A 21,523-nucleotide genomic window follows, 5' to 3' on the forward strand; every position below is an offset into this window, starting at 1 on the left:
GGTCCCGGCTTAGCGTCGAGGCACCAACCCGACCGGTGGAGGTGAGTCGGACGGAAGTCCTCGACACGCACGCGCACATCGTGCCGCCCTCGCTGCTGACCGCGCTGGAGCAGGCCCCCGTCGCGGGGTTCTCGGCGCGGCGCACCGAGGCGGGCTGGGTGGTGGCGGTGCCCGGCACCGGCGAGACCCGCCCGATCGGCGCGCGGATGACCGAGCCCGGCGCCCGGGCCGGCTGGCAGCGTCAAGCCGGCGTCACGCGGCAGATCCTTTCGCCGTGGCTGGACATCCAGTCGGCCCCGCTGAACCCGGCCCGCGCCCGGGACTGGGCGCGCACGGTCAACGACGCGATGGCCGAGTCGGCCGCCGGCACCGTCGCCCTCGCTTCGGTGGCCACCGACGACGGCGACCAGGCTGCCGAGGACCTGCTCGAAGCGTGGAAGCGGCCCGAGTTCGCCGGGTTGATCCTGAACACCGACCCGCCCGCAGGCCCGGCCCTGCACGAGGCGTCGTTCGATCCACTGTGGACTGTAGCCGCGGCCGAGGGGATCCCGGTCGTGCTGCACCCGCCGACGTGCGGGCCGTCCGGCGACCTCGCGTCGCTGGGCACGATGGGCAACGTCCACGGCAGGCTGATCGACAACACCGTCGCGGTCACCAAGCTCATCCTCGCCGGGGTGCTCGACCGCCACCCGGACCTGCGGCTGGTCCTCGTGCACGGCGGCGGTTTCCTGCCCTACCAGGCCCACCGGCTCGACGGCGGCTATCGCACCAAGGAAGCCTTCGCCGGAGAACTCGGTCGTGAGAAGCCGTCCGCTTACCTCGGCGACTTCCACTACGACACGGTCGGGCTGTCCGGCCCCGCGATCGCGTTCCTGGCCGGGCTCGTCGGACCCGGGAAGGTGCTGCTCGGCAGCGACTACCCGTTCGCGCTCGGCGACCCCGAGCCGGTCCGGACCGTCCGTGAAAGCGGCATCGACGCCGAGGCGGTCGAAGCGATCCTGCACACCAACGCCGACACGCTCTTCCGGAGGCCCGCATGAGCAAGCCCCTGGCCGTGCGCCGCCGCGGCGCGGGCGAGCCCCTGGTCCTGCTGCACCCGCTGGCCCTCTCGGGTGACCTGTGGACGCCGCTCGCCGAAGCCCTTTCCGACGAGTTCCAGGTCTTCGCCCTTGACTTGCGCGGCCACGGCGACAGCCCGTGGGACGGCAAGCCGTTCACCATCGAGGACCTCGCCGACGACGTCGCCCGCACCCTCGACACGCTCGACCTGCCCTCGGCGAGCCTGCTCGGCCTGTCGATGGGCGGCAGCGTCGCGGTGAACTTCGCCGGCCGTCACCCAGAGCGCGTCCGGTCGCTCGTGCTGGCCGACACCACGGCCTGGTACGGCGAAGACGCCGTCACGACCTGGGCCGAGCGGGCGCAGAAGGCCGTCGCCGTGCCGCGGGCGAAGCAGGTGACCTTCCAGCTGGACCGCTGGTTCTCCCCGGAGTTCCTCGACCGCCACCCGGAGGAAGCCGACCGCGTGGTCAAGGTCTTCCTGCGCACCAACAGCGAGGCTCATGCGGCCGCGTCGATCGCCATGGGGGCCATGGACTCGCGGCCGTTGCTGCCGTCGGTCACGGCGCCGACCCTGGTGCTGGTGGGGCGGCACGACTACGCCACCCCGCCGTCGATGGCCCGCACGCTCGCCGACGGCATCGACGGCGCCGAGCTCGAAATTCTGCCCGACCTGCGGCACCTGTCGCTGATCGAACGCCCGTTGCTCGCCGGCCGCGTCCGGCAGCACCTGCGCCGCGTCACGGAGACCCGATGAAACCCGCCCGCTTCACCTACCACGCGCCGCGCGAGCTCGACGAAGCCCTCGAGCTGCTGCGCGACCTCGGCGACGACGCCAAGGTCCTGGCCGGCGGCCAGAGCCTGATGCCGATGCTGAACTTCCGCCTGGCCCACGTCGAGCACCTCGTGGACATCAACCGCATCGGTGAGCGGTGGGCGGCGCCGACGTTCGGCGAGGACTCGATCACGATCCCCGCCCTGGTGCGCCAGCGGCAGCTCGAACGCTCGGCCGAGGCGGCGCGGCTGCTGCCGGTGCTCACCGAAGCCCTGCACCAGGTCGCCCACCCGCAGATCCGCAACCGTGGCACGATCTGCGGCAGCCTGGCCCACGCCGACCCGGCCGCCGAACTGCCGAGCGTGCTCACCGCGCTGGACGCGAAGTTCACCCTCGCCTCGGCCCGGGGCGTCCGGACCGTGCCGGTGGCGGACTTCTTCCTGTTCCACCTCACCACGGCGCTGGAGCCGGACGAACTGCTGCTGGAGGTGAGCGTCGACCGGCCCGGCGCGAACCAGCACTCCGCGTTCCGGGAGTTCGCCACCCGGCGCGGCGACTTCGCGCTGGCCGGGGTCGCCGTGGTGTGCGAAGTGGACAACGGGGTCGTCACCGCGTGCCGGATCGCGGCGGCCGGGGTGGCGCCGACCCCACAGCGGCTGACCGACACCGAGCAGCTCGTGATCGGGCAGCCCCTCGGACCCGACCTGGGCGCGGCCGCCGAGGCCACCGCCCGCGCCCAGGTCGATCCCACCGGCGACATCCACGCGAGCGCCGAGTACCGCGCCCGGCTCACCGGTGTGCTGGTCAAGCGCGCGCTCGCCGACATCACGGAGAAAGCCCATGCCTGAAGTCACCCATCCGGTCCGGGGCACGGTCAACGGCGAGCCCTTCGACGAAGCCGTCGACCCGCGGATGACCCTGGCCGACTTCCTGCGCGAGAAGCTGCGGCTCACCGGCACGCACCTCGGCTGCGAGCACGGCGTCTGCGGCGCGTGCACGGTGATCGTCGACGGCGCCGCGACGCGCGCGTGCCTGATGCTCGCCGTGCAGGTGGACGGCGCGGCCGTCGAGACCGTCGAAGGCCTGGCCACCGACGGCGAGCTGGCGCCGCTGCAGCAGGCGTTCAAGCGCAACCACGCCCTGCAGTGCGGGTTCTGCACGCCGGGGTTCCTGATGAGCGTCACGGCCGCGCTGCGCGAAGACACGGTCCGCGACGCCACTCAGGCGCGCGAAGTGCTCAGCGGGAACATCTGCCGCTGCACCGGCTACACCGGGCTCGTCCAGTCCGTTTTGGACGTCGCGAAAGGACACGCCGATGCCTGACGCGATGATCGGCGCCCGGCTCCCGCGCCGCGAAGACCAGCGGCTGCTCACCGGCCAAGGGCGTTACCTCGACGACCTCGACCTGCCCGACGCGCTCGCGGCGGCCTTCCTGCGCTCGCCACACGCGCACGCCCGGATCACGGCGTTCGACGCGAGCGAGGCTCTCGCGCTGCCCGGCGTCGTCGCGGTGCTCTCCGGTGCGGACCTGGTGGAGATCCAGAAACCCTTGGCGCCCAAGGTGCTGCACCCGCAGCTGCGCGACTACCCGCGGCTGCCGATGCCGCCGGAGGAGCTGCACTACGTCGGCGAACCGCTCGCCGTCGTCATCGCGGAGTCCCGGTATCTCGCCGAAGACGCGCTGGAACTGATCGACGTCGACTACGACGTGCTGCCCGCGGTCGGCTCCACCGCGGCGGCGCTACGCCCCGGCGGCCCGCTCGCGCACAGCGGCGACGAGTCCAATGTGGCCGTGCTGCTCACCCAGAGTGCCGGCAACGCCACGGAAGCGCTGAGCGCCGCGCCGCACACGCTGAGCGAAGAGTTCTACCAGATGCGCGGCGGCGGCCACTCGATGGAACCGCGGGCGGTGGCCGCGCGGTTCGAGCCGGCGACCGGGCAGCTGACCATCTGGGACACCACGCAGTCGCCGCACTACGCGCGCCAGCAGCTGTCGATGATCTACGAGATGGCCGAGGACGACCTGCGCGTGATCGCTCCGCCGGACGTCGGCGGCGGGTTCGGCCCCAAAGCCCAGTTCTACGGCGAGGAAGTCGTGATTCCGTGGGTCGCGAAGAAGCTGCGCCGCGCGGTGAAGTGGGTCGAGGACCGGCAGGAGAACTTCGTCTCGGCGATGATGGAACGCTCGCAGACGCACCGGATCGACGTCGGCTTCGACGGCGACGGGCGGCTCCTCGCCGTCAAGGACGTGATCGAGCACGACCAGGGCGCGTACTGTGCCGGACTGCAGGTGCCGTCGATCACGACGTCGACGGTGCCCGGCCCGTACAAGGTGCCGAACATCGAGATCGAGCTGCGGGCCTGTTACACCAACATGGTCCCGACCTCGTCGGTGCGGGGCGCGGGCCGGCCGCAGGCGGTGTTCGTGATGGAACGCATGATGGACCGGATCGCGGCGCACCTCGGCCTCGACCCCGCGGAAGTGCGGCGGCGCAACCTCATCCAGGCCGACGAGTTCCCGTACCGGGTCGGCATCATGTTCCGCGACGGCAGCCCGCTCACCTACGACAGCGGGAACTTCCCGGCGCTGCTGGAAGGCGCGCTGGAGCGCATCGGCTACGACGAAGCCCGCCGCGAACAGGCGAAGCTGCGCGAGGAAGGCCGCTACGTCGGCATCGGACTTGCCGTGTACGTCGAAGGCTGCGGCCTCGGCCCGTACGAAGGTGCGAAGATCCGCGTCACCAACCGCGGCCGGATCCTCGTGACGCTCGCCGCGGCCGGGCAGGGTCAGGGCTACGAGACGATCTACGCCCAGATCGCCGCCGACGGCCTCGGGCTCGGCATGGAGTACATCGAGGTCACCACCGGCGACACCGCCCGGATCCCGTTCGGCCAGGGCACGTTCGCCTCGCGCATCACGGCCACCTGCGGGCCCGCGGTGTTCGACGCGGCCAAGCAGATGCGGGCCCGGCTGCTCGACACGGCGGCGGTGCTGCTCGGCTGTGACGCGTCCGAAGTGGACTTCGACGGCGACCACGCCTGTCTCGGCGGCGACCGCGAGAAGTCCGTTTCGCTGCAACAACTCGCGCAGGTGGCGAACATCGGCAAGCACGGCATCACACTGCCACGCGGGATCACCGCCGGTCTGGAGACGGCCAGCTACTTCTCGCCGGAACGCGCCGCGTACGCCAGCGGCGCACACGCCGCGCTGGTCGAGGTGGACCCGGAGACCGGCGAGATCACCATCCTCAAGTACGTCATCGGCCACGACTGCGGCACCGTGATCAACCCGCTGCTGGTCGACGGCCAGGTGCTCGGCGGCTTCGCCCACGGGCTCGGCAACGCGATGTACGAGGAAGCCGTCTACGACGAGGAAGCCACGCCACAGGCCACGAGCTACCTCGACTACGCGCTCGTGTCGTCGGCCGAGGTGCCGCCGGTCGAGCTGTTCCACATCGAGTCGCCCAGCCCGCTCAACCCGCTCGGCGCGAAGGGCGCGGGGGAGGGCGGCACCGTCCCGCCGCCCGCCGCGATCGCCAACGCCGTCGAGGACGCGCTGCGCCCGCTCGGCGCCCGCGTGACCCGCGCGCCGGTCACCCCCGCCCGCATCGTAGACGCCCTGCTCGCCGCCGCCGCCGAAAAGAGGGTCTCCTGATGCTCATCGAGAACTCCTTCGAGGTCGCCGCCGACCCCGACGAGGTGTACCGCTTCCTGCAGGACGCCCACAACGTCGCCGCGTGCTTCCCGGGCGCGGAGCTGACCGAGGATCTGGGCGACGACTCCTACCAGGGCAAGGTCAAGATCAAGGTCGGCCCGGTGACCGCGGCCTACCAGGGCGTGGCGAAGGTGGTCGAGCGCGACGCGGTCGCGCGCACGGCGGTGCTGCTCGCCGACGGCAAGGACACGCGCGGCTCCGGGACGGCCAAGGCGCGCGCGACGATGCGCGTGACACCCGCGGGCGAAGGGTCCAGCGTCGTGCTGGCCACGGATCTGACGATCTCGGGCAAGCTGGCCCAGTTCGGCCGCGGGATCATGGCCGACGTCTCGGGCCGGATGGTGGGGGAGCTGGCGTCCCGGGTGCGCGAGCGGATCGAGCAGGGCGAACCCGCTGCCGCGCCGACGGCCGCCGCGCCCGCGAATGCCGCCGCCACAGAGCCGTCGGCCGCCCAACCCGCCCTTGCCGTGCCCGCCCCTGCCGCACCCCCGGTGAGCAAGCCGCGAGCCGAAGTCCCGCCGATGAAGGCGTCCGAACTGATCCGCATCGTGCTCGCCGGGATGCTCGAACGCTGGGCCGCCCGGCTGCGCGCCCCTCGTCCCGTCCGCTGACCCGCCCACCCAGGAGTTCCCGTGGCCACTCGCATCACCGCCGACGCGCCGGCCGAGCCCGTCCCCGTCTTCGACGTCGGCATCGACGACAAGGTCCGCGTCGGCAGCGCGGTCGGGCTCGGGATCCAGAACATCCTCGGCATGGCAGGCCTGCTGATCTTCCCCGCACTGATCGGCACGGCGTTCAAGCTGTCCGCCACCGACACCGCCTACCTCTACGGCGTCACGTTCATGACGTCCGGGCTGGTGGTGATCCTGCAGTCGGTCTTCCTGCTGCGGCTGCCGATCATCCAGGGCCCGTACGCGGGCTCGCTGGCCGCGCTCCTGGCCGTCGGGCACGGGCGCGGCGGCCTCGGTGCCGCGTTCGGGTCGATGGTCGTCGCCGGGCTGATCTGGTGCGTGATCGCGATCCCGCTCAAGCGGTTCGGCCCGATCACCTACCTGGCCAAGTTCGTGCGCGACCCGATCATCTCCGGCGTGCTGGTGCTGATCCTGGCGACCCAGCTGACGAGCACGGCGCTGCCCAACTGGCTGGGCACGCCGACGAGCCCGGGTTTCCCGTGGGTGAACCTCCTCGCGGGCGGCGTCGCGGCGGCCCTCGTCATCGCGTTGACGTTGCTGCGCCGCGGAAAACTGCTGCGCCGCGGTGCGGTGCTGGTCGCCGTGGTCGTGGGCACGCTCGTCTACGCGCTGCTGGCGCCGACGAACTTCGGCGCCGTGGGGGAGAACCTCGGCGTCACGGTGCCGCGGATCTTCCCGTTCGGCTTCGAGGTGCACGGCGACCTCGTGCTGATCTTCTTCATCACCCTGCTGCCCGCGATCGCCGAGAGCATCGCCACCTACGACATCGTGGCCGACTGGGGCAGGCAGGAGCTGTCCGGGTACCGCGTGTCCCAGGGCGTGTTCGGCGAGGTCCTCGGCAGCACGGTCGGCGCGGTGTTCGGCGGACTGTCCACGTTGGCCTACCCGGACAACATCGGCCTGCTGCGCGTGACGAAGGTCGGCTCGCGGTACGTCACCCTGGCCACCGGCGTGATCCTGCTGGTGCTGGGCGGCCTCGGCCCGTTCGACCGGCTGCTGCAGGCGGTCCCGCTGCCGGTGCTGGCCGCGGCGGGCACGGTGCTGTTCGGCGTCCTGTTCGCCAGCGCGATCGACGTCCTCTCCGGCGTGCACTGGTCCCGCGACAACCTGATGCTGGCCGGCTTCCCGTTCATCACGGCGATCGGCGGCCTGTTCGTCCCGGCGCCGACGCTGAAGGCGATGCCGGCCCTCGTCCAGCTGATCCTCGCGCAGCCGCTGATCCTCGGCACGGTGCTGCTGGTCGTGCTGAAGCTGATGTTCGGGCTGCGGCGGGGCTAAACCGCCCGGCCGTCCCGCGCGTGCCCTTCCCGGGGGTGGTAAGGGTGACGGGGTTCGGTGACGCGCTGCGCGTCCGGGAGTTCCGGGCGCTCTGGCTGGCCGAAGGACTGTCGGTGTGCGGCGACCAGGTCGCCCGGGTCGCGCTGGCGCTGGTGGTCTTCGCCCGGACGAACTCGGCGGCGCTGACCGCGCTGACGTACGCGCTGACGTTCGTCCCGGCCGTGCTCGGCGGCGTCCTGCTGTCCGGGCTGGCCGACCGGTACCCGCGGCGGGCGGTCGTCGTCGCGACCGACGTCGTCCGCGGTCTGCTCGCGGCCGCGATGGCCGTGCCGGGGCTGCCGCTGTGGCTGTTGTGGGGGCTCATCGGCGTGCTGACGCTGGCGTCCGCGCCGTTCAAGGCCGCGCAGCTGGCGCTGCTCCCGGACGTCCTGCCGGGGCCGCTGTTCCAGGCCGGGATGGGCCTGCGCCAGATCACCATCCAGGCGGTGCAGGTCGCCGGGTTCGGCGCGGGCGGCGTCCTGGTGACGGCGACCGGGCCGGCCCTCGCGCTGCTGGTCAACGCGGCGACGTTCCTGACGAGCGCGGCGGTCGTCGTGGCGTTCGTGCGGCCCCGCCCGGCGGCGCGGGCCACGAAGACGGCCGGGCTGCCGGCGCAGGCGGGGCCGGTGCTGGTCGCGGTGTACGGGTTCGCGGCGCTGATCGGCTTCCTCGTGGTGCCGGAAGGTCTCGCGGCGCCGTACGCGGCGTCGGCGGGCATCGGGTCGGCCGGCGTGGGGATCCTGATGGCGGCGGACCCGGTCGGCAGCGTGCTGGGTGGCTGGTGGGCGGCCAAGACGGCGTCCCGGCCGCGGGCGGCACCGCGTTCGGTCGCCGTCCCGGCGGCGCTGGCCGGGCTGCCGCTGCTGGTGTGCCCGCTGCTGCCGGGCCCGTGGTGGGCGGCGGGATTCTGGGCACTGTCGGGCGGCCTGTCGACGGTGTATCTCATCCGCTTGCAGGCGGCGGTCGCCGACCTGGTCCCGGACGCCCGCCGCGGCACGGTGATGGGCCGCCTCGCCACGTGCCTCTCCAGCTCGCAGGGCGTGGCGATCGTCGGCGCGGGAGTGCTGGCGGAGCAGGTGGGCCCGGCAACGGCGGTGGCGGTATCCGGCGCCCTGGCGACCCTGACCGCCCTGTCGGCCGCCGCGGTCTGGCGAGCGGGCGCACGTCAGCCGGCCCCGGCCTGACGTGTCGACCCGCCAATCACGAGTGATGCCCCTTCAATCACACGTGATGCCTCCCCAATCACGAGTGATGCCCCTTCGAACACGGGTGATGCCCAGTTAGTGGTGGTGACCGACCGCCTCGTGAGCCCGTTCCGCGCCCACCTCGGGTTCGGTGTGGACCACCACGGCGGCCAGCCGCGGGATCGTGTGCACCAGCCGGTGCTCCACGGTGTGCGCGAGCGCGTGGGCTTCGCCGACCGTCAGGTCCGCCGCGACGGTCACCGCCACCTCGGCCCGCAGCTGGTGCCCGACCCATCGCATCCGCAGGTCACGCGCGCCGAGCACGCCCTCGACGTCCAGGGCCGTCCGCTCGGCCAGCTCCACCGACTCCGGGTCGACGGCGTCCAGCAGCCGCCGGAACACCTCCTTCGCCGCGTCGCGCAGCACGAACACGATCGCCACCGTGATGCCGAGCCCGACGATCGGGTCCGCCGAGGGGAAACCGAACAGCACCCCGGCCGCGCCCGCGACGACGGCCAGCGACGTGAAGCCGTCGGTCCGGGCGTGCACCCCGTCGGCGACCAGCGCGGCCGAGCCGATCTCCCGGCCGACCTTGATCCGGTACCGCGCGACGAGCTCGTTGCCGGCGAAGCCGATCACGCCCGCGGCCGCGACGATCCACGGGTGGCCGACCGGCCGCGGATCCAGCAGCCGCAGGACCGACTCGTACCCGACGAGCACCGCCGATGCCGCGACGACCAGCACGACGACCACGCCGGCCAGGTCTTCCGCGCGGCCGAGGCCGTAGGTGTAGCGCCGCGTCGCCGCGCGCCGGCCCAGCACGAACGCGATGCCGAGCGGGACGGCGGTGAGCGCGTCGGCGAAGTTGTGGATCGTGTCGCCGAGCAGCGCGACCGAGCCGGTGACGAGCACGAGCACCAGCTGCGCGACGGCGGTCACGAACAGCGCGGCGAACGACCACGTCAGCGTGCGCAGGCCGCGCCGGCTGGTTTCGAGGGCGTGGTCGACGCGCCCGGCGCTGTCGTGGCTGTGCCCGTGTCCGTGTCCCATGCGATGAGTCTATCTGCGCATGCACGCAGATACGCAAGTAGTAAGGTTCGCGGCATGCACGCGTCGTCGCCGGAGTTCGACATGCCCACCGACGAGCAGGTCCACCTGGCCGCGGAGTCGTTCCGCCTGCTCGCCGACCCGACCCGCATCAAGGTGCTGTGGGCGCTGCTGCAGGGCGAGTCGTCGGTGGCGTGCCTGGCGGAGCTGGCGGGCGCGGCCCCGACGGCGGTCAGCCAGCACCTGGCGAAGCTCAGGCTGGCGGGCCTGGTGAAGGGCCGCCGCGAAGGGACGTTCGTCTACTACTCCGCGGCCGACAACCACGTGCGCGGCCTGCTGGCCCAGGCGCTGCACCACGCGGACCACCTGGACCGCGACCTCCCGGCCGAGCACGCCCACCACCCGCGGACGCAGTAACTCAGCGCTCCAGCGGAGCCTCGAGCCGCGCGACGAGTTCTTCGGCGATTTCCCCGGCCGCGCGATCCAGCTCTTCGGGCGCGAAGGACTCCTCGGGGCCGATCCTGATGCGTCCGGGGCTGGTCAGGCTGAAGGTCTTGTGGTGAGCCGACGCCTCGGCGATCCCGGTCGTCGCGGTGACCGGATCCAACCCGATCCCGGGAGCGAAGCGGCCGGGCTTCGGCAGGCTGATGGCCAGCAGGGTGCGCAGCCGGGCCGAGACCTGCCGCGCCAGGTCTTCCCGGTCGAAGAGCGCACCGGGCAAGGGAAACCAGCACGTCCGCTGACCATCGCGCACCACGGCGAGTCCGCATTCCCCGCCTTGCCCGTCGGGCGAAAACGCCCACGCCGCGTCCGCGGACGATCCGGCGCTCAAGGACTGCGAGAAGAGCCCCTCGGACGTTCCCAGCGTCGCCAGTTCCTCACACGTCCGCGCGAGCTCGGGCACGCCGTAGCGGGCCGCCGGCCCGGCCGGGACGAGATGCACCTCGACGAGCGGACTTCGCGGCCGGTAGTCCTGCGGGAGCAGCTCGGATCGCCAGGAGACCGCCAAGGACCGCCGGGTCAGATGGCGGAGCAGGTGGTCGACTCCGTCCACCGTCAGAGCGGAGACCAGGAAGTGGTCGGCGTGGTGACCCCGCAAGAACGCGGGGAGGTCGCCGATCTTCCGGCCGGGCAGGATCACGGGCAGCAGCTTCCCGGTCCAGTCGCGCCGATCGTCCTCGAGCAGGTCGCGCAGCGCCGAAGCTTCGGTTCCGTCGCCTGCCCGCCGGTGGCCTTCCGAGGCCACCACGAGCACGAAATCGGCTTCGCCGAGGTTCTTCAGCGCCCAGGCATACCGGTCTTGGCCGGCGCCTTGGTCGAGTTCGACGTCGATCCCGCTTCCCCGCAGCAGAGCCGCGAACTCCCGGACCTCGTCGCAGTGCTGCTCGGTGTCCCGGACGTAGGAAATGAAGGCACGGGGCTGAGCGGACGTCGTCATCGGGGGATTCTCTCAGCCGATCGGCTCCTGCAGTTCCGTCACCCAGCCCGCCGGATCCTCCGGGCAGTCCAGGTACAGCTCCCGCTGCGGCCCGGCCGAGGTGAACCCGTGGTCGTCGATCCAGCGGACGACCGCCTGCCAGCTCGGCAGCACGCCGTCGATCGCGCCGCGGTGGACGAGCGTCGCCGCGCGGACCGGAGCGAGGTCCGCCACCGCCAAGCCGTTGAGGTCGCCCGCGCCGACCGACGCCGGAACCGCCGCGTGCACGACGACCTCGTCCTCCGCGCGCTGCTCGTAGTAGCAGGTCAGCCGCCCGGCCGGGGTGACGTCCGCCGCGGGGAGACGGCGGCCCAGCTCCGCGCACAGCGGGCGCACCACCGGGCCGATCGCCTCCGGCGCGAACCCCGCCGCGACGCCCGTCAGCTCCACCACGCGCATCGCCGGCAGCTCCTTCACGACGACGTCGGGTGCGTGACCTTCGTCCTCGATCGTCCGCAGCCGTGCCTCGACCTGCGCGAGCCGCGCCGCGCCTTCCGCCAGCGCGGCTTCCAGCTCCGCCCGGCGCAGGGTGAGCATGCCGCGCACCTGCTCGGCCGAGACGTCTTCGGCCAGCAGCGTCGCCACCTGCTCGAGGGTGAACCCGAGGTCCTTCAGCGCGACGATCCGGTTGAGCCGCGCCAGCTGGCCCGCCGTGTAGCTGCGGTAGCCGGTCGCGGCGTCGACGCGCGCCGGCCGCAGCAGCCCGAGCGCGTCGTAGTGGCGCAGCATCCGGACCGACACCCGGCCGTGGCGCGCGAAGTCGCCGATCGAGAACACGGCCCGATCATTCCGCAGGCGGGACGAACCCGCCGAGGACGTCCGCGGCGAGCTCCGCGAACGTGATCGCGGTGTCGTCTTCGTGCGCCGGCCCGATCACCTGCAGCCCGACCGGCAGCGTGCCCCCGATCGGCGCGCTCACCGCCGGCAGCCCGGGCAGCGACGCCTGCGCGACCCAGAACACCTGGTCGTCGTAGCGGTGCCGGTCGTCGTGCGGGAAGGCCGTCGTGAACACGGTCGGGCAGAGGAAGACGTCGACGCCTCTGAAGTACCGGGCCCACGCCGCCCCCAGCGCGGCCCGCTGCCGCTCCTGCTCGGCCGCGCCGACCGGCTCCCGGCCTTCCATCGCGGCGAAGAACCACTCGACCTGGAAGCCGAACGCCTCCGCCTGGACGGCCGGATCGACGCCGTCCGGCCAGCCTTCGGTCACCTGCACACCGGCCCGCGCGAGCGCGTCGACGGCGTCCGACAGGACCTTGCCGACCTCGCCGGTCACCGGGCAGTCCGGATCGTCGAGGACGACGCCGACGCGGAAGTCCGCGAGCCGCGACCGCCGTGAAGGCGTTCCCGGTCCGGCGGTGACGCTCAGCGCGAGCCGCAGGTCGGCGGCCGAGCGGGCGAGGGGACCGACGGCCGACGGGAACTCCCGCACCGGATCGGCGGGCGGCCCGGGCGGCTGGAAACCGCGCAGTGGCACGGTTCCCGGCGTCGGCTTGAGGCCGTAGACGCCGCAGTACGCCGCCGGGATCCGGATCGACCCGGCGAGGTCGGAGCCGTACTCCAAAAAGGACAGTCCGGCCGCGAGCGCGGCCGCCGCGCCGCCGCTGGACCCGCCCGGTGTCCGGGCGTGGTCCCGCGGGTTCACCGTCCGCCCGTAGACCGGGTTCTCGGTCCGGCCGAAGTCGGCGAGCATGTGGTGGACGTTCGACTTCCCGACGACGATCGCGCCGGCCGCCTGCAGGCGTTCGACGACCACGGCGTCCTCGTCGGCGACGCTGTCCGCGAAGGCCGGTTCACCCCAGGTCGTGGCCATCCCGGCGACGGCGAAGGCGTCCTTGATCGTCATCGGGACGCCGTGCAGCGGGCCGCCGGTCGTCGCGTCTGCTTTCGCCGCGGCTTCGAGCGCGAAGTCGCGGCGGGTCGCGACGACGGCGTTGACGTCGGAGGCGTCGATGCGGGCGAAGAGCTGTTCGGTCAGCTCGCGGGCCGAGAGCGTGCCCCGGCGGAGGTCGGCGGCCACCTCGGTGGCGGTGCGGAAGAACGTCATGGGTCCGGAATAGCGGCTGACACGGTGTCAGGGTCAACTGTCGAGTCCGGCCGCGCCCGTTCGTCCTCGGGGGACAGGACACCTCGGCGAAGGAGCGAAATGGACACGATGGACTTGTACCGGCACGCCCAGGACGGGTTCGACGCGGTGCTGGCGGCGGTGCGCGACGACCAGTGGGACACGCCCTCGGCGTGCACGGAGTGGTCGGTGCGGGACGTCGCCGGGCACGTCGTCTGGGGTCAGCGGCAGCTGCGGGCCTGGGCGACCGGCGAGGACTACGCCGAGACCGCGGGCGCGCCGGGAGCTCCGCATCCCGCCGTGCTGGCCGGGGCGGACCCTGTCGAGACGTGGCGGGCCGCTCTGGTCGGTGCGCTGACCGACGAGGAGCTGGGCAGGCCGGTTTCGCTGCCCGGGCTCGGCGAGATCCCGGTCGCCGGCATCGTCGCGCTGCTGACCACCGACCTCGCGGCGCACAGCTGGGACATCGGCTCGGCGGCCGGTCAGGACGTGCGGCTCCCGCCGGAGCTCGTGGCGGTGGCGTTCGCCTGGGCGCGGGCGAACGCCGTGCGCCGGCCGGGGTTCTTCGGGCCGGAGCTCGTCCCGCCCGCCGGCGCCGACGAGCAGACGCGGATGCTGGCCTTCCTCGGCCGCCGTGTTTCCGTTTCGCACAGTGGTGGTAACCACCGGTGATCGCCGTCCGAGCCGCGGACGGCGCGTGGCGGAGGGAAGACCGATGCCGACCACGGCCTGGATGACCGCACCCCCGGCGCCGCCCGAGCCGATCTCGCCGGATCCCCTCGTCCCGGACCCGCCCGGCCCCACGCCGGACGTGCCGTCGCCCGAGCCGGGCACGCCCGTACCGGACCCGCTGCCGCCGGAAACCGAGCCCGGCCCGGACCGCCACTGAGTACGAGTCACAGATCATATGAAACTCATATGATCTCGTGTACGGTCGTGGCATGACAACAGCGCAGAACTACCGGCGGATGGTCAACGCCGGGAACAAGATCGTCGTGGGGCTCCAGCGCCTGGGTGTCGCGTTCGGCCCGATGCAGCTGCTCACGGTCCCGGGGCGCCGCACGGGGGTGCCCCGGACGTTCCCGATCGCGGTGATCCCGATCGACGGAGACCGCTACATCTTCCAGGCCTACCCGAAGGCGGCATGGGTGGCGAACGCGCGGGCGGCGGAATCGGTGACGTTGACGCGCGGCCGCCGCACGAAGGCGGCCCGGTTGACGGAGGTCCCGGTGGAGGAGCGGCGCCCGCTCTTGCGCGAGCTGGTGGCGAGCAGTCCGGCCAGTGTCGGAAAGCGGTTGGTGACGACGGGGCTCGCGGAGAAGGCAACTCCGGAGGGGGCGGCTGCGGCGGCGGAGCGTATCGCGGTGTTCCGCATCGACCCGGCCTAGCCGGCGAGCCGGACCGCCGGACTCAGCTTGTCCGGCACCGGGCCGAGAGCTGCTCCAACCCGGCGCCGGACAGCTGTTCCAGCGCCGCCTCCCGGCCGGTCATCGCCATCACCAACGCGAGCAACGGCCCCGCCACCTCCGGCCCGCTCCCGGCCGACCACTCCGCGTCGCTCGCCCGGAGCGTGAGCCCGGCGACCCGGTTCTTCGCGCCGATCAGCAGGTTGGACCGGCGGTAGAACTCAGCCACCCGGATCAACGTCGCGGCCGGGAACGCGCGGTCGAGCCCGAGCGGCCAGCGGATGTCCGTGCCGTGCACCACGACCTCGCCGAGCCACGAATCCGCCGGGCCCGGCGGCCCGGTCGTGTCGTTCGCGTGCGCGCGCAGCCGGGCGAGCGTCGCCGCGGGGCCGTCCGCGGTCTCGCGGGCGATGTTCCTCGTCGTCATCGTGGCGAACCGGAACCCGGAGCCGGCCAGCCGCGCGAAGAACGTGGCCGGGTTCAACGTCGCGGTCGAGACGACGTGGCCGAGTACTTCGTGGACTGTCCACTCGCGACACAGGGACGGCGTCGACCAGGCTTGCACGTCCGCGAGGTCGTCGGCCAGCGCGGCGCGCTCCCGGTGGATCTCGGGCCAGGGGCCGGCATCCGGCATCGGGCCTCCTCGGGCCGTCCGGGATCGGCGATCCCGGTGCACGCAGGTCGCCCGCGACGCCCGGAGCGTTACACGCCGGTCAGCTCGGCCTCGCGCTCGAACGCCCGCAGCACCTGCTCGGCGGCGGCCCGGGCGGCAGGACCCGGACGGATCGTGCGGTCGCCGCCGGGCTGCGGCGCCGGGGCGCCGGCCAGCAGTTCCACCAGCGCCACGGCGAGCTCGCGCACCTTGACGTTGAACTGCTGGCTCGCCCGCCTGAGCGTCTCCCAGGCCTCATCGGGGTCACAGCGGCGCAGGGCGATGACGATGCCCTTCGCCTCCTCCAACGCTGCCCGCGACTGCAGGAGGTCGAGCATCTGCTCGGCCCGGTCCGGCCGGGCCGCTTCGGCGACGATCAGCGCCGAAGCGGTGAGCCTTTCGTTGCGCCGCAAGACCTTCAGCGTCTCGTCGGTGGCGGGCCGGTCGAGCGTCACCGACAGCACCAGGCTGTCCTCGACGTCCCAGGGAGCGGGCAGCGCCGCGGCGCCGCGGACGCGCGACCAGTCCGCCGCCAGCTCCGGGTGACGTTCGATCAGGCCGCTCAGGGTGAGCGACGGCCAGCGTTCGTCGGCGAAGACGTCGGCGGTGACGACCGGCTCGCCCGTCCGGCCGGCGGCCGGGACCGGGCCGCCGAACCCGTCCAGCTGGGCCGGGACGAAGGTGGCCGCGAGCCCGTGGGCGGCGGCCACGTGCAGCGGATGTCCGTTGTGGTGCACGGAAACCGCCGCACCGACGGCGCCCGGCACGTCGGCGGCGATCCGCGCCAGGAGTTCCTCGAGCAGTGCGGTCACGGGCCCGCGCTCGTCCGTCATCGGTCTCTCGGTGCTCACGCGATTCTCCTCGACGTCATCTCGACGGCTCTGGCGTTACCACGCGTTCTTGTTCTAGCATGTCATCAGAACGATGACAAGAATCGGGTCGTCGAAAGGATGACGGATGGACGCAAGTAACCCCGCCGACGCGCTGCGCCGGGTCCACGAAGCGGTCACGGCCGCCCGCGCCGGCTCGGCGGACCAGGACCGGCTGCTGTCCGCGCTGGCCGGCCTGCGCGTGCTGCGCGAGGAACTCGCCGGGTGGGAGCCCGAGCTGATCACCGCGGCGCGCGCGGCGGGCGCCAGCTGGGTGGCGCTGGCACCGGCGCTGGGCGTGGCGAGCCGCCAGGCCGCGGAACGCCGCTACCTGCGGCTGCAGCCGTCGAACTCGGGAGAGAAGACGGGCGAGGCCCGGGTCGACGCGGAGCGCGACCGCCGGGCGGGCGACCGGGCGGTCGCCGACTGGGCACGCCGCAACTCGGTGATCCTGCGCCAGCTGGCCGGCCGGGTGAGCGCACTGGACGGCCTCGGCCCGGCGGCCCAGGAGAGCGCGGACCGCTTGGGCGCCGCCCTGGGCGACGACGACCCGGCGACGCTGTTGCCGCCGCTGGCCGCGGCCCAGCCCCATCTGGCCGACGATCACGCAGGGCTGGCGGAGCAGCTGGAGGAGATCTCGGACGAGACGAACCGCCTCCGCCGCGACGCTGCGGGCAACCGGCGCACGAAGGACTGAGACTCCGGTTTGGCGACGACGCTCGCCGATGAGGCCAGCGGCAGTCGCCCGCCGGGCTGGGCCAGTCTCGCCATCCCCGGCTCGCAACCCAGGCGCGTCAGCCGCCCGGGGTGTCTGAGCCCGGACATCAGCGGGTACCACCCCGGCATGGACGACAAGATCCCCGACCGCACCGAAACCCGCGCCGAGCTCCTGCCCGAAGAACAAGCCGCCGACAGCGCCGACCCCGAAGCCCAGGCCCGCGAAGTGCTGAAAGACTCCGACCGCCGCACCGAGGACCCCGAGCCGACCATGCGCCGCCGCCCCGAGGAAACGGCCTGACTACACCGCCGCCAGCTCCGCGCGTGCCTCACTCCGCAACATCAGTACCGCGACCAGCCCGAACGCGGCCACGACGGCGAAGAAGTAGAACCCCCACGGGTACGCGACCCCGGCCGTGACCAGCGCGCCCGTCACGAACGGCCCGAGGATCGAGCCGAGGCGCCCGACCGCCGACGTCAGCCCGAGCGCCGTGCCGCGGGCCTGCGCCGGGAACGCCTGCGCCACGTACCCGTAGATCAGCACCTGCGCGGAGAACACGAACACGCCGGTCAGCAGCACGACCGCGTTGAGCACGAACGCGTTCCCGATCTTCAGGCTCAGCGCCGCGAGCAGCACCGCGCCCGCGCCGAACCAGATCCGGGCGATCGGGCGGATGCCGAACCGGTCGGCGATCGTGCCGGCCAGCACCAGCCCGAGCACCGCGCCGATGTTGAGCACCAGCAGCAACGTGATCGACGTCGAAATCGGGTAGCCCGCCGTGCGCATCAGCTGCGGCAGCCACGTGTTGAGCCCGTACACCAGCAGCAGCCCCATGAACGAGCCGGTCCACACGGCGATGCTGATCCGCCGGAACCGCGCGCCGAGCAGGTCGCGCAGGCCGACGCGCTCGGCCGCCGCGTCCTCCTTGGACGCGAGGTAGGCGGCCGACTCCGGCAGCTTCCACCACATCAGCGGCACGGCCAGCAGGCCGACGATCCCGCCGCCGTAGAAGAGCACGTGCCAGTCGTCCTTCGCGGACAGCGCGAGGATCGACGTCAGCACCGCGCCGACGTGATAACCCGTCATGGTGAACGTGCTCGCGCTGGCCCGCCGCCGCGCCGGGAGGTTCTCCGACATCACGGTCAGCGCCACCGGCATGCACGCGCCGAGGCCGAGCCCGGCGGCGAACCGGAAGATCCCGAACGTCGCCACGTTCGGCGCCAGCGGCGTCAGCAGGGTGAACAGCGAAAACAGCAGCACCGAGCCGATGAGCATGCCGCGGCGGCCGAAGCGGTCGGTGAGCGGGCCGAGGAACGCCGCGCCGACCGCGACGCCCACCAGTGACACGGTGGCGACCGCGGTCGCGCCGGCCGCGGTGAAGCCGAGGTAGCCGCTCTTCAGCAGGGTGGGGATGGTGGCGCCGAGCGCGACCAGGTCGTAGCCCTCGAGCAGGACGGTCAGCCAGCAGAGGACCGCCGTCCACACCGGACGGGCGGGAGACGTCGTCATTGTCGTGCTCCTAGAAGGGGTAGCCCGCGATCTCCGCGCGGACGGTCAGCCATTGGGTCTCGGTGAAGGCCTCGATGTTGGCCTGGGCGCCGCCGAAGCGGGAGCCGTTGCCGGAGTCGCCGACGCCGCCGAACGGCGCGGTGGGCTCGTCGCCGACGGTCTGCTCGTTGATGTGCACCTTGCCCGAGCGGACCTCGTCGGCCAGCGTCATCGCGGTGCCGACGTCGCCGAGGATGCCGACCGACAGGCCGTACTCGGAGTCGTTGACGATCCGCGCGGCCTCTCCGAGGTCGCGGTAGGCGCGCACCGGCGCGACCGGGCCGAAGATCTCCTCGCGCCAGGCGGGGTTCTCATCGGACAGTCCGAAGAGGACGGTCGGCGGGTAGTACGGCGCGTCGGGCTTGCCGCCGGCCAGCACGCGGGCGCCCGCCGCGACACTGCGGTCGACGACGTCGGTGACGTGCGCGAGCTGCCGGTCGTCGATGATCGGGCCGAGCGCGACGTCGCCGGCGGCCGGATCGCCCACCGGCAGCCGCCGCGCCTTCTCGGAGAGGGCCTCGACGTATTCGTCCACTTGGGACTCATGGACGAGGTGGCGGCCGGTCGTCATGCAGATCTGGCCCTGGTGCAGGAACGAGCCGAACGCGCCGGCGGACGCGGCCTTGGCGACGTCGGCCCCCGGCAGCACGACGAGCGCGTTGTTCCCGCCCAGCTCCAGGTGCACGCGCTTGAGCGCCCGGGCGGCGGCCTCGCCGACCTTGCGCCCGGCGGCCGTCGAGCCGGTGAACGACACGACCGACACCTCGGGCGCGTCGACCACCGCGGCGCCGACGGCGGCGTCCCCGGGCAGCAGGTGCAACAGGCCGTCGGGCAGCCCGGCCTCTTCGAAGACGCGCACCAGGCTCACCCCGCCGGACACCGCGGTGCGCAGGTCCGGCTTGAGCAGCACGGCGTTGCCGAGCGCGAGCGCGGGCGCGACCGAGCGGATCGCCAGGATCAGCGGGAAGTTGAACGGCGAGATCACCGAAACCACTCCGGCCGGGACGCGCCGGGCCAGCGACCAGCGCGGTTCGCCGGTGCTCAGCACCTCGCCGCGCGGATGGGTGGGCAGGGCCGCGGCCTCGAAGCAGATCCCGGCCGCCATCTCCGTTTCGATCCCGGCCTTGGGCCGCGTCGAACCGGCTTCGCGGACGATCCAGTCCTGCACCTCGGCCGCGTGCGCCTCCCACAGTTCACCGGCGCGGCGCAGCACCGCGGCCCGTTCGGCGGGCTTGCGCCGGGCCCAGTCGCGCTGGGCCACGGCAGCGGCCGCGGCCGCCTCCGCGACGTCGTCCGGCGTCGCGATGCCCACGCCGCCGAGGGTTTCCCCGGTGGCCGGTTCGACGACCGGGTGGGTCCCGCCGCTACCGCGGGCGAAGTCTTCGTCGAGCAGGGTCATGATCACTCCGGGGAGGTCGGTTCGGTGTCGACCTGGATCAGCCGCGGGCCGTCCGGGATCGTCTTGAGCTCGGTGTACAGGTGGTCGAGGTCGGTGACCGCGGTGGCGGAAACGCCGTAGCCGGCGGCGATGGCGGTGAAGTCCAGGCCGGGGATCTCGGTGCCCGGCACGTCCGGCGTCCTGAGCACCTCGGCGAACCACTTCAGCGCGCCGTAGACGCCGTTGCGCAGGATCACGAACGTGACCGGGACGCGGTAGTGCGCCGCGGTCCACAGCGCCGTGATGCCGTAGTTCGCCGAGCCGTCGCCGATGATGCCGACGACCGGGCGGTCCGGGCTGCCCATCGCGACGCCGACCGCGGCGGGCAGGCCGAACCCGAGGCCGCCGGCGGCGGGGAAGAAGTACGACCCCTCGCGGCGCAGGTCCATCTGCCGCCACCAGGCCGAGCTCGTCGAGGTCGATTCGACGACGTACCGGGTGTCCGCGGCCTGTGTTTCCCGCAGCGCCGCGAAGACCTGCTCCGGGTGCAACGCCTTCGCGCCGGTCTTGGGCTCCGGGTTCCCGACACGGCCACCGCTCGACGGCCGGGCGGGCACCTTGGCCAGCAGCGCCTCGATCACCGGCGCGCAGTCGGCGACCAGCGCCTCGCCCATCGGCGCGCGGGCCGCGGCGCCGACGTCGTCGGTCACCTGGATCAGCCGCGTGCCTTCCGGCAGGTACGCACCGGGCAGGTACTGGTGGTAGCGGAACACCGGCGCGCCGAGGACGAGCACGAGGTCGTGCCCGGTCAGCGCGTCCGAGACCGGCGCGATGCCGGCCGGGAGCACGCCGCGGAAGAGCGGGTGCCGGTTGGGGAAGGGCAGCCGGTGCGGCGACGGCGCCACCCAGGTCGGCAGGCCGAGGTGCTCGGCGAGCGCGACGGCCCGGTCGAACAAGCCGGTGGCGTCGATGTCCCCGCCCAGGACGAGCGCGGGGTTCTTCGCCGCGGCGACGACGGCGGCCAGGTCGTCGAGCTGGGCCTCGCTCGGGGCCAAGCCTCTCGTCACGGTCCGATCCAGGGTCACGGCGGCGTTCGCGGGCAGCTCGGCGGCCCAGTCGTCGTAGGGCACCGAGAGGTAGCTCGGGCGCCGGTGCAGCTCGGCTTCGAACACCGCCTGCGCGAGTGAGCGCGGGACGTCTTCGGCGCAGCTCGGCTCGCCGGACCAGGCGGCCAGGGGGCGCATCAGCTGCGTGGCGTCGACGTTGGCGAGCATCGCCTCCATGCCGATGGCGGCCCGCACCTGCTGGCCGGCGGTGAGCACCAGGGGAGAGCGCGAGTAGACGGCGTTGGTCAGCGCGCCCATCGCGTTGCCGGAGCCGGCGGCGGCGTGCAGGTTGACCAGCACCGGCCGGCCGGTGGCCTGGGCGTAGCCGTCGGCCATCCCGACGACGGCGCCTTCGTGCAGGCCGAGGACGTACCGGAAGCCGTCCGGCAGCTCGGCGAGGAACGGCAGCTCGTTCGAGCCGGGGTTGCCGAAGATCGTGGTCAGGCCTCGGCGGTGCAGGAACTCGTGGGCGATCCGGCGGACGGTGGGCATGCTCGGGTCCTCCTCGGACGGGTTGGACC

Annotated in this window: 23 protein-coding genes; 14 read left to right on the forward strand and 9 right to left on the reverse strand. The window is 73.0% G+C overall.

Going from position 1 to position 21,523, the window contains the following annotated elements; translation table 11 throughout:
- Positions 1-41 precede the first annotated feature (41 nt).
- Genes QQ657_RS14870 through QQ657_RS14905 form a run of 8 tightly spaced genes read left to right on the forward strand, consistent with a single transcriptional unit; the run spans position 42 to position 8,739 of the window.
- Positions 42-1,040: an amidohydrolase family protein gene (locus QQ657_RS14870; RefSeq protein ID WP_284742709.1), complete on the forward strand. Its 999-nt coding sequence runs from the start codon at positions 42-44 to the stop codon at positions 1,038-1,040.
- Positions 1,037-1,813 (forward strand): alpha/beta fold hydrolase, encoded by a 777-nt coding sequence (locus QQ657_RS14875; protein WP_284742710.1) that lies wholly within the window; start codon positions 1,037-1,039, stop codon positions 1,811-1,813. Before QQ657_RS14870 ends, QQ657_RS14875 begins: the two co-directional genes overlap by 4 nt.
- Positions 1,810-2,679, forward strand: a complete 870-nt coding sequence (locus tag QQ657_RS14880; RefSeq protein WP_284742711.1) for an FAD binding domain-containing protein — start codon at positions 1,810-1,812, stop codon at positions 2,677-2,679. Before QQ657_RS14875 ends, QQ657_RS14880 begins: the two co-directional genes overlap by 4 nt.
- Positions 2,672-3,154 (forward strand): (2Fe-2S)-binding protein, encoded by a 483-nt coding sequence (locus QQ657_RS14885; protein WP_284742712.1) that lies wholly within the window; start codon positions 2,672-2,674, stop codon positions 3,152-3,154. The genes QQ657_RS14880 and QQ657_RS14885 overlap by 8 nt, the downstream gene beginning before the upstream one ends.
- Positions 3,147-5,486, forward strand: a complete 2,340-nt coding sequence (locus tag QQ657_RS14890; RefSeq protein ID WP_284742713.1) for a xanthine dehydrogenase family protein molybdopterin-binding subunit — start codon at positions 3,147-3,149, stop codon at positions 5,484-5,486. Before QQ657_RS14885 ends, QQ657_RS14890 begins: the two co-directional genes overlap by 8 nt.
- Entirely contained in the window at positions 5,486-6,157 is a 672-nt protein-coding gene (locus QQ657_RS14895; RefSeq protein ID WP_284742714.1) for an SRPBCC family protein, read from the forward strand. Before QQ657_RS14890 ends, QQ657_RS14895 begins: the two co-directional genes overlap by 1 nt.
- A 21-nt stretch (positions 6,158-6,178) precedes the next feature.
- Positions 6,179-7,516: a uracil-xanthine permease family protein gene (locus QQ657_RS14900; RefSeq protein ID WP_284742715.1), complete on the forward strand. Its 1,338-nt coding sequence runs from the start codon at positions 6,179-6,181 to the stop codon at positions 7,514-7,516.
- 44 nt (positions 7,517-7,560) lie between these two features.
- Positions 7,561-8,739 carry an MFS transporter gene (locus tag QQ657_RS14905; protein ID WP_284742716.1) on the forward strand — a complete coding sequence of 393 codons (1,179 nt, stop codon included), beginning with the start codon at positions 7,561-7,563 and terminating at the stop codon, positions 8,737-8,739.
- Positions 8,740-8,835: 96 nt separating this feature from the next.
- Here the strand turns inward: QQ657_RS14905 and QQ657_RS14910 are convergent, their stop codons facing one another.
- On the reverse strand, positions 8,836-9,789 hold the full coding sequence (locus QQ657_RS14910; RefSeq protein WP_284742717.1) for a cation diffusion facilitator family transporter: 954 nt from the start codon (positions 9,787-9,789) through the stop codon (positions 8,836-8,838).
- Between the two features lie 54 nt (positions 9,790-9,843).
- Here QQ657_RS14910 and QQ657_RS14915 point away from each other — a divergent pair, with 54 nt between their 5' ends.
- On the forward strand, positions 9,844-10,203 hold the full coding sequence (locus tag QQ657_RS14915) for an ArsR/SmtB family transcription factor (protein ID WP_284742718.1): 360 nt from the start codon (positions 9,844-9,846) through the stop codon (positions 10,201-10,203).
- 1 nt (position 10,204) lies between these two features.
- Here QQ657_RS14915 and QQ657_RS14920 read toward each other — a convergent pair whose 3' ends face one another.
- From QQ657_RS14920 to QQ657_RS14930, 3 genes are read right to left on the reverse strand one after another with little or no spacing between them, the layout of a single operon-like run.
- Positions 10,205-11,224, reverse strand: coding sequence for an SEFIR domain-containing protein (locus tag QQ657_RS14920; RefSeq protein WP_284742719.1), 1,020 nt, complete (start codon positions 11,222-11,224; stop codon positions 10,205-10,207).
- A 12-nt stretch (positions 11,225-11,236) separates the two neighbouring features.
- Complete coding sequence (locus QQ657_RS14925; RefSeq protein WP_284742720.1) at positions 11,237-12,040, reverse strand: MerR family transcriptional regulator; 804 nt, start codon at positions 12,038-12,040, stop codon at positions 11,237-11,239.
- Positions 12,041-12,047: 7 nt separating this feature from the next.
- Positions 12,048-13,307, reverse strand: a complete 1,260-nt coding sequence (locus tag QQ657_RS14930; RefSeq protein ID WP_284742721.1) for an amidase family protein — start codon at positions 13,305-13,307, stop codon at positions 12,048-12,050.
- A 99-nt stretch (positions 13,308-13,406) separates the two neighbouring features.
- On the opposite strand from QQ657_RS14930, the gene QQ657_RS14935 reads away from it, so the two are divergent.
- The 3 genes from QQ657_RS14935 to QQ657_RS14945 are packed head-to-tail and all read left to right on the forward strand — an operon-like array spanning position 13,407 to position 14,713.
- On the forward strand, positions 13,407-13,997 hold the full coding sequence (locus QQ657_RS14935; protein ID WP_284742722.1) for a TIGR03086 family metal-binding protein: 591 nt from the start codon (positions 13,407-13,409) through the stop codon (positions 13,995-13,997).
- 43 nt (positions 13,998-14,040) lie between these two features.
- Positions 14,041-14,214 carry a hypothetical protein gene (locus QQ657_RS14940; protein ID WP_284742723.1) on the forward strand — a complete coding sequence of 58 codons (174 nt, stop codon included), beginning with the start codon at positions 14,041-14,043 and terminating at the stop codon, positions 14,212-14,214.
- Positions 14,215-14,266: 52 nt separating this feature from the next.
- Positions 14,267-14,713 carry a nitroreductase/quinone reductase family protein gene (locus QQ657_RS14945; protein WP_284742724.1) on the forward strand — a complete coding sequence of 149 codons (447 nt, stop codon included), beginning with the start codon at positions 14,267-14,269 and terminating at the stop codon, positions 14,711-14,713.
- A 22-nt stretch (positions 14,714-14,735) separates the two neighbouring features.
- On the opposite strand, the gene QQ657_RS14950 is transcribed toward QQ657_RS14945, so the two are convergent.
- On the reverse strand, positions 14,736-15,365 hold the full coding sequence (locus tag QQ657_RS14950; protein WP_284742725.1) for a maleylpyruvate isomerase family mycothiol-dependent enzyme: 630 nt from the start codon (positions 15,363-15,365) through the stop codon (positions 14,736-14,738).
- A 68-nt stretch (positions 15,366-15,433) separates the two neighbouring features.
- Positions 15,434-16,234: an ANTAR domain-containing protein gene (locus QQ657_RS14955; RefSeq protein WP_284742726.1), complete on the reverse strand. Its 801-nt coding sequence runs from the start codon at positions 16,232-16,234 to the stop codon at positions 15,434-15,436.
- A gap of 106 nt (positions 16,235-16,340) precedes the next feature.
- On the opposite strand from QQ657_RS14955, the gene QQ657_RS14960 reads away from it, so the two are divergent.
- Both QQ657_RS14960 and QQ657_RS14965 read left to right on the forward strand, forming a co-directional pair.
- Positions 16,341-16,949 (forward strand): HSP18 transcriptional regulator, encoded by a 609-nt coding sequence (locus QQ657_RS14960; RefSeq protein ID WP_284742727.1) that lies wholly within the window; start codon positions 16,341-16,343, stop codon positions 16,947-16,949.
- A 147-nt stretch (positions 16,950-17,096) separates the two neighbouring features.
- On the forward strand, positions 17,097-17,270 hold the full coding sequence (locus tag QQ657_RS14965) for a hypothetical protein (RefSeq protein ID WP_284742728.1): 174 nt from the start codon (positions 17,097-17,099) through the stop codon (positions 17,268-17,270).
- Here the strand turns inward: QQ657_RS14965 and QQ657_RS14970 are convergent, their stop codons facing one another.
- From QQ657_RS14970 to mdlC, 3 genes are read right to left on the reverse strand one after another with little or no spacing between them, the layout of a single operon-like run.
- The gene (locus QQ657_RS14970; protein ID WP_284742729.1) at positions 17,271-18,479 is read right to left on the reverse strand and encodes an MFS transporter; all 1,209 of its coding nucleotides are present in this window, start codon (positions 18,477-18,479) and stop codon (positions 17,271-17,273) included.
- A 10-nt stretch (positions 18,480-18,489) separates the two neighbouring features.
- A complete protein-coding gene (locus tag QQ657_RS14975) occupies positions 18,490-19,917 on the reverse strand; it encodes a benzaldehyde dehydrogenase (RefSeq protein WP_284742730.1) in 1,428 nt (475 codons plus the stop codon).
- Between the two features lie 2 nt (positions 19,918-19,919).
- The gene (gene mdlC, locus QQ657_RS14980; protein WP_284742731.1) at positions 19,920-21,494 is read right to left on the reverse strand and encodes a benzoylformate decarboxylase; all 1,575 of its coding nucleotides are present in this window, start codon (positions 21,492-21,494) and stop codon (positions 19,920-19,922) included.
- Positions 21,495-21,523: the final 29 nt, after the last annotated feature.

This window comes from Amycolatopsis ponsaeliensis, from assembly GCF_030182635.1.
GTDB lineage: Bacteria > Actinomycetota > Actinomycetes > Mycobacteriales > Pseudonocardiaceae > Amycolatopsis > Amycolatopsis ponsaeliensis.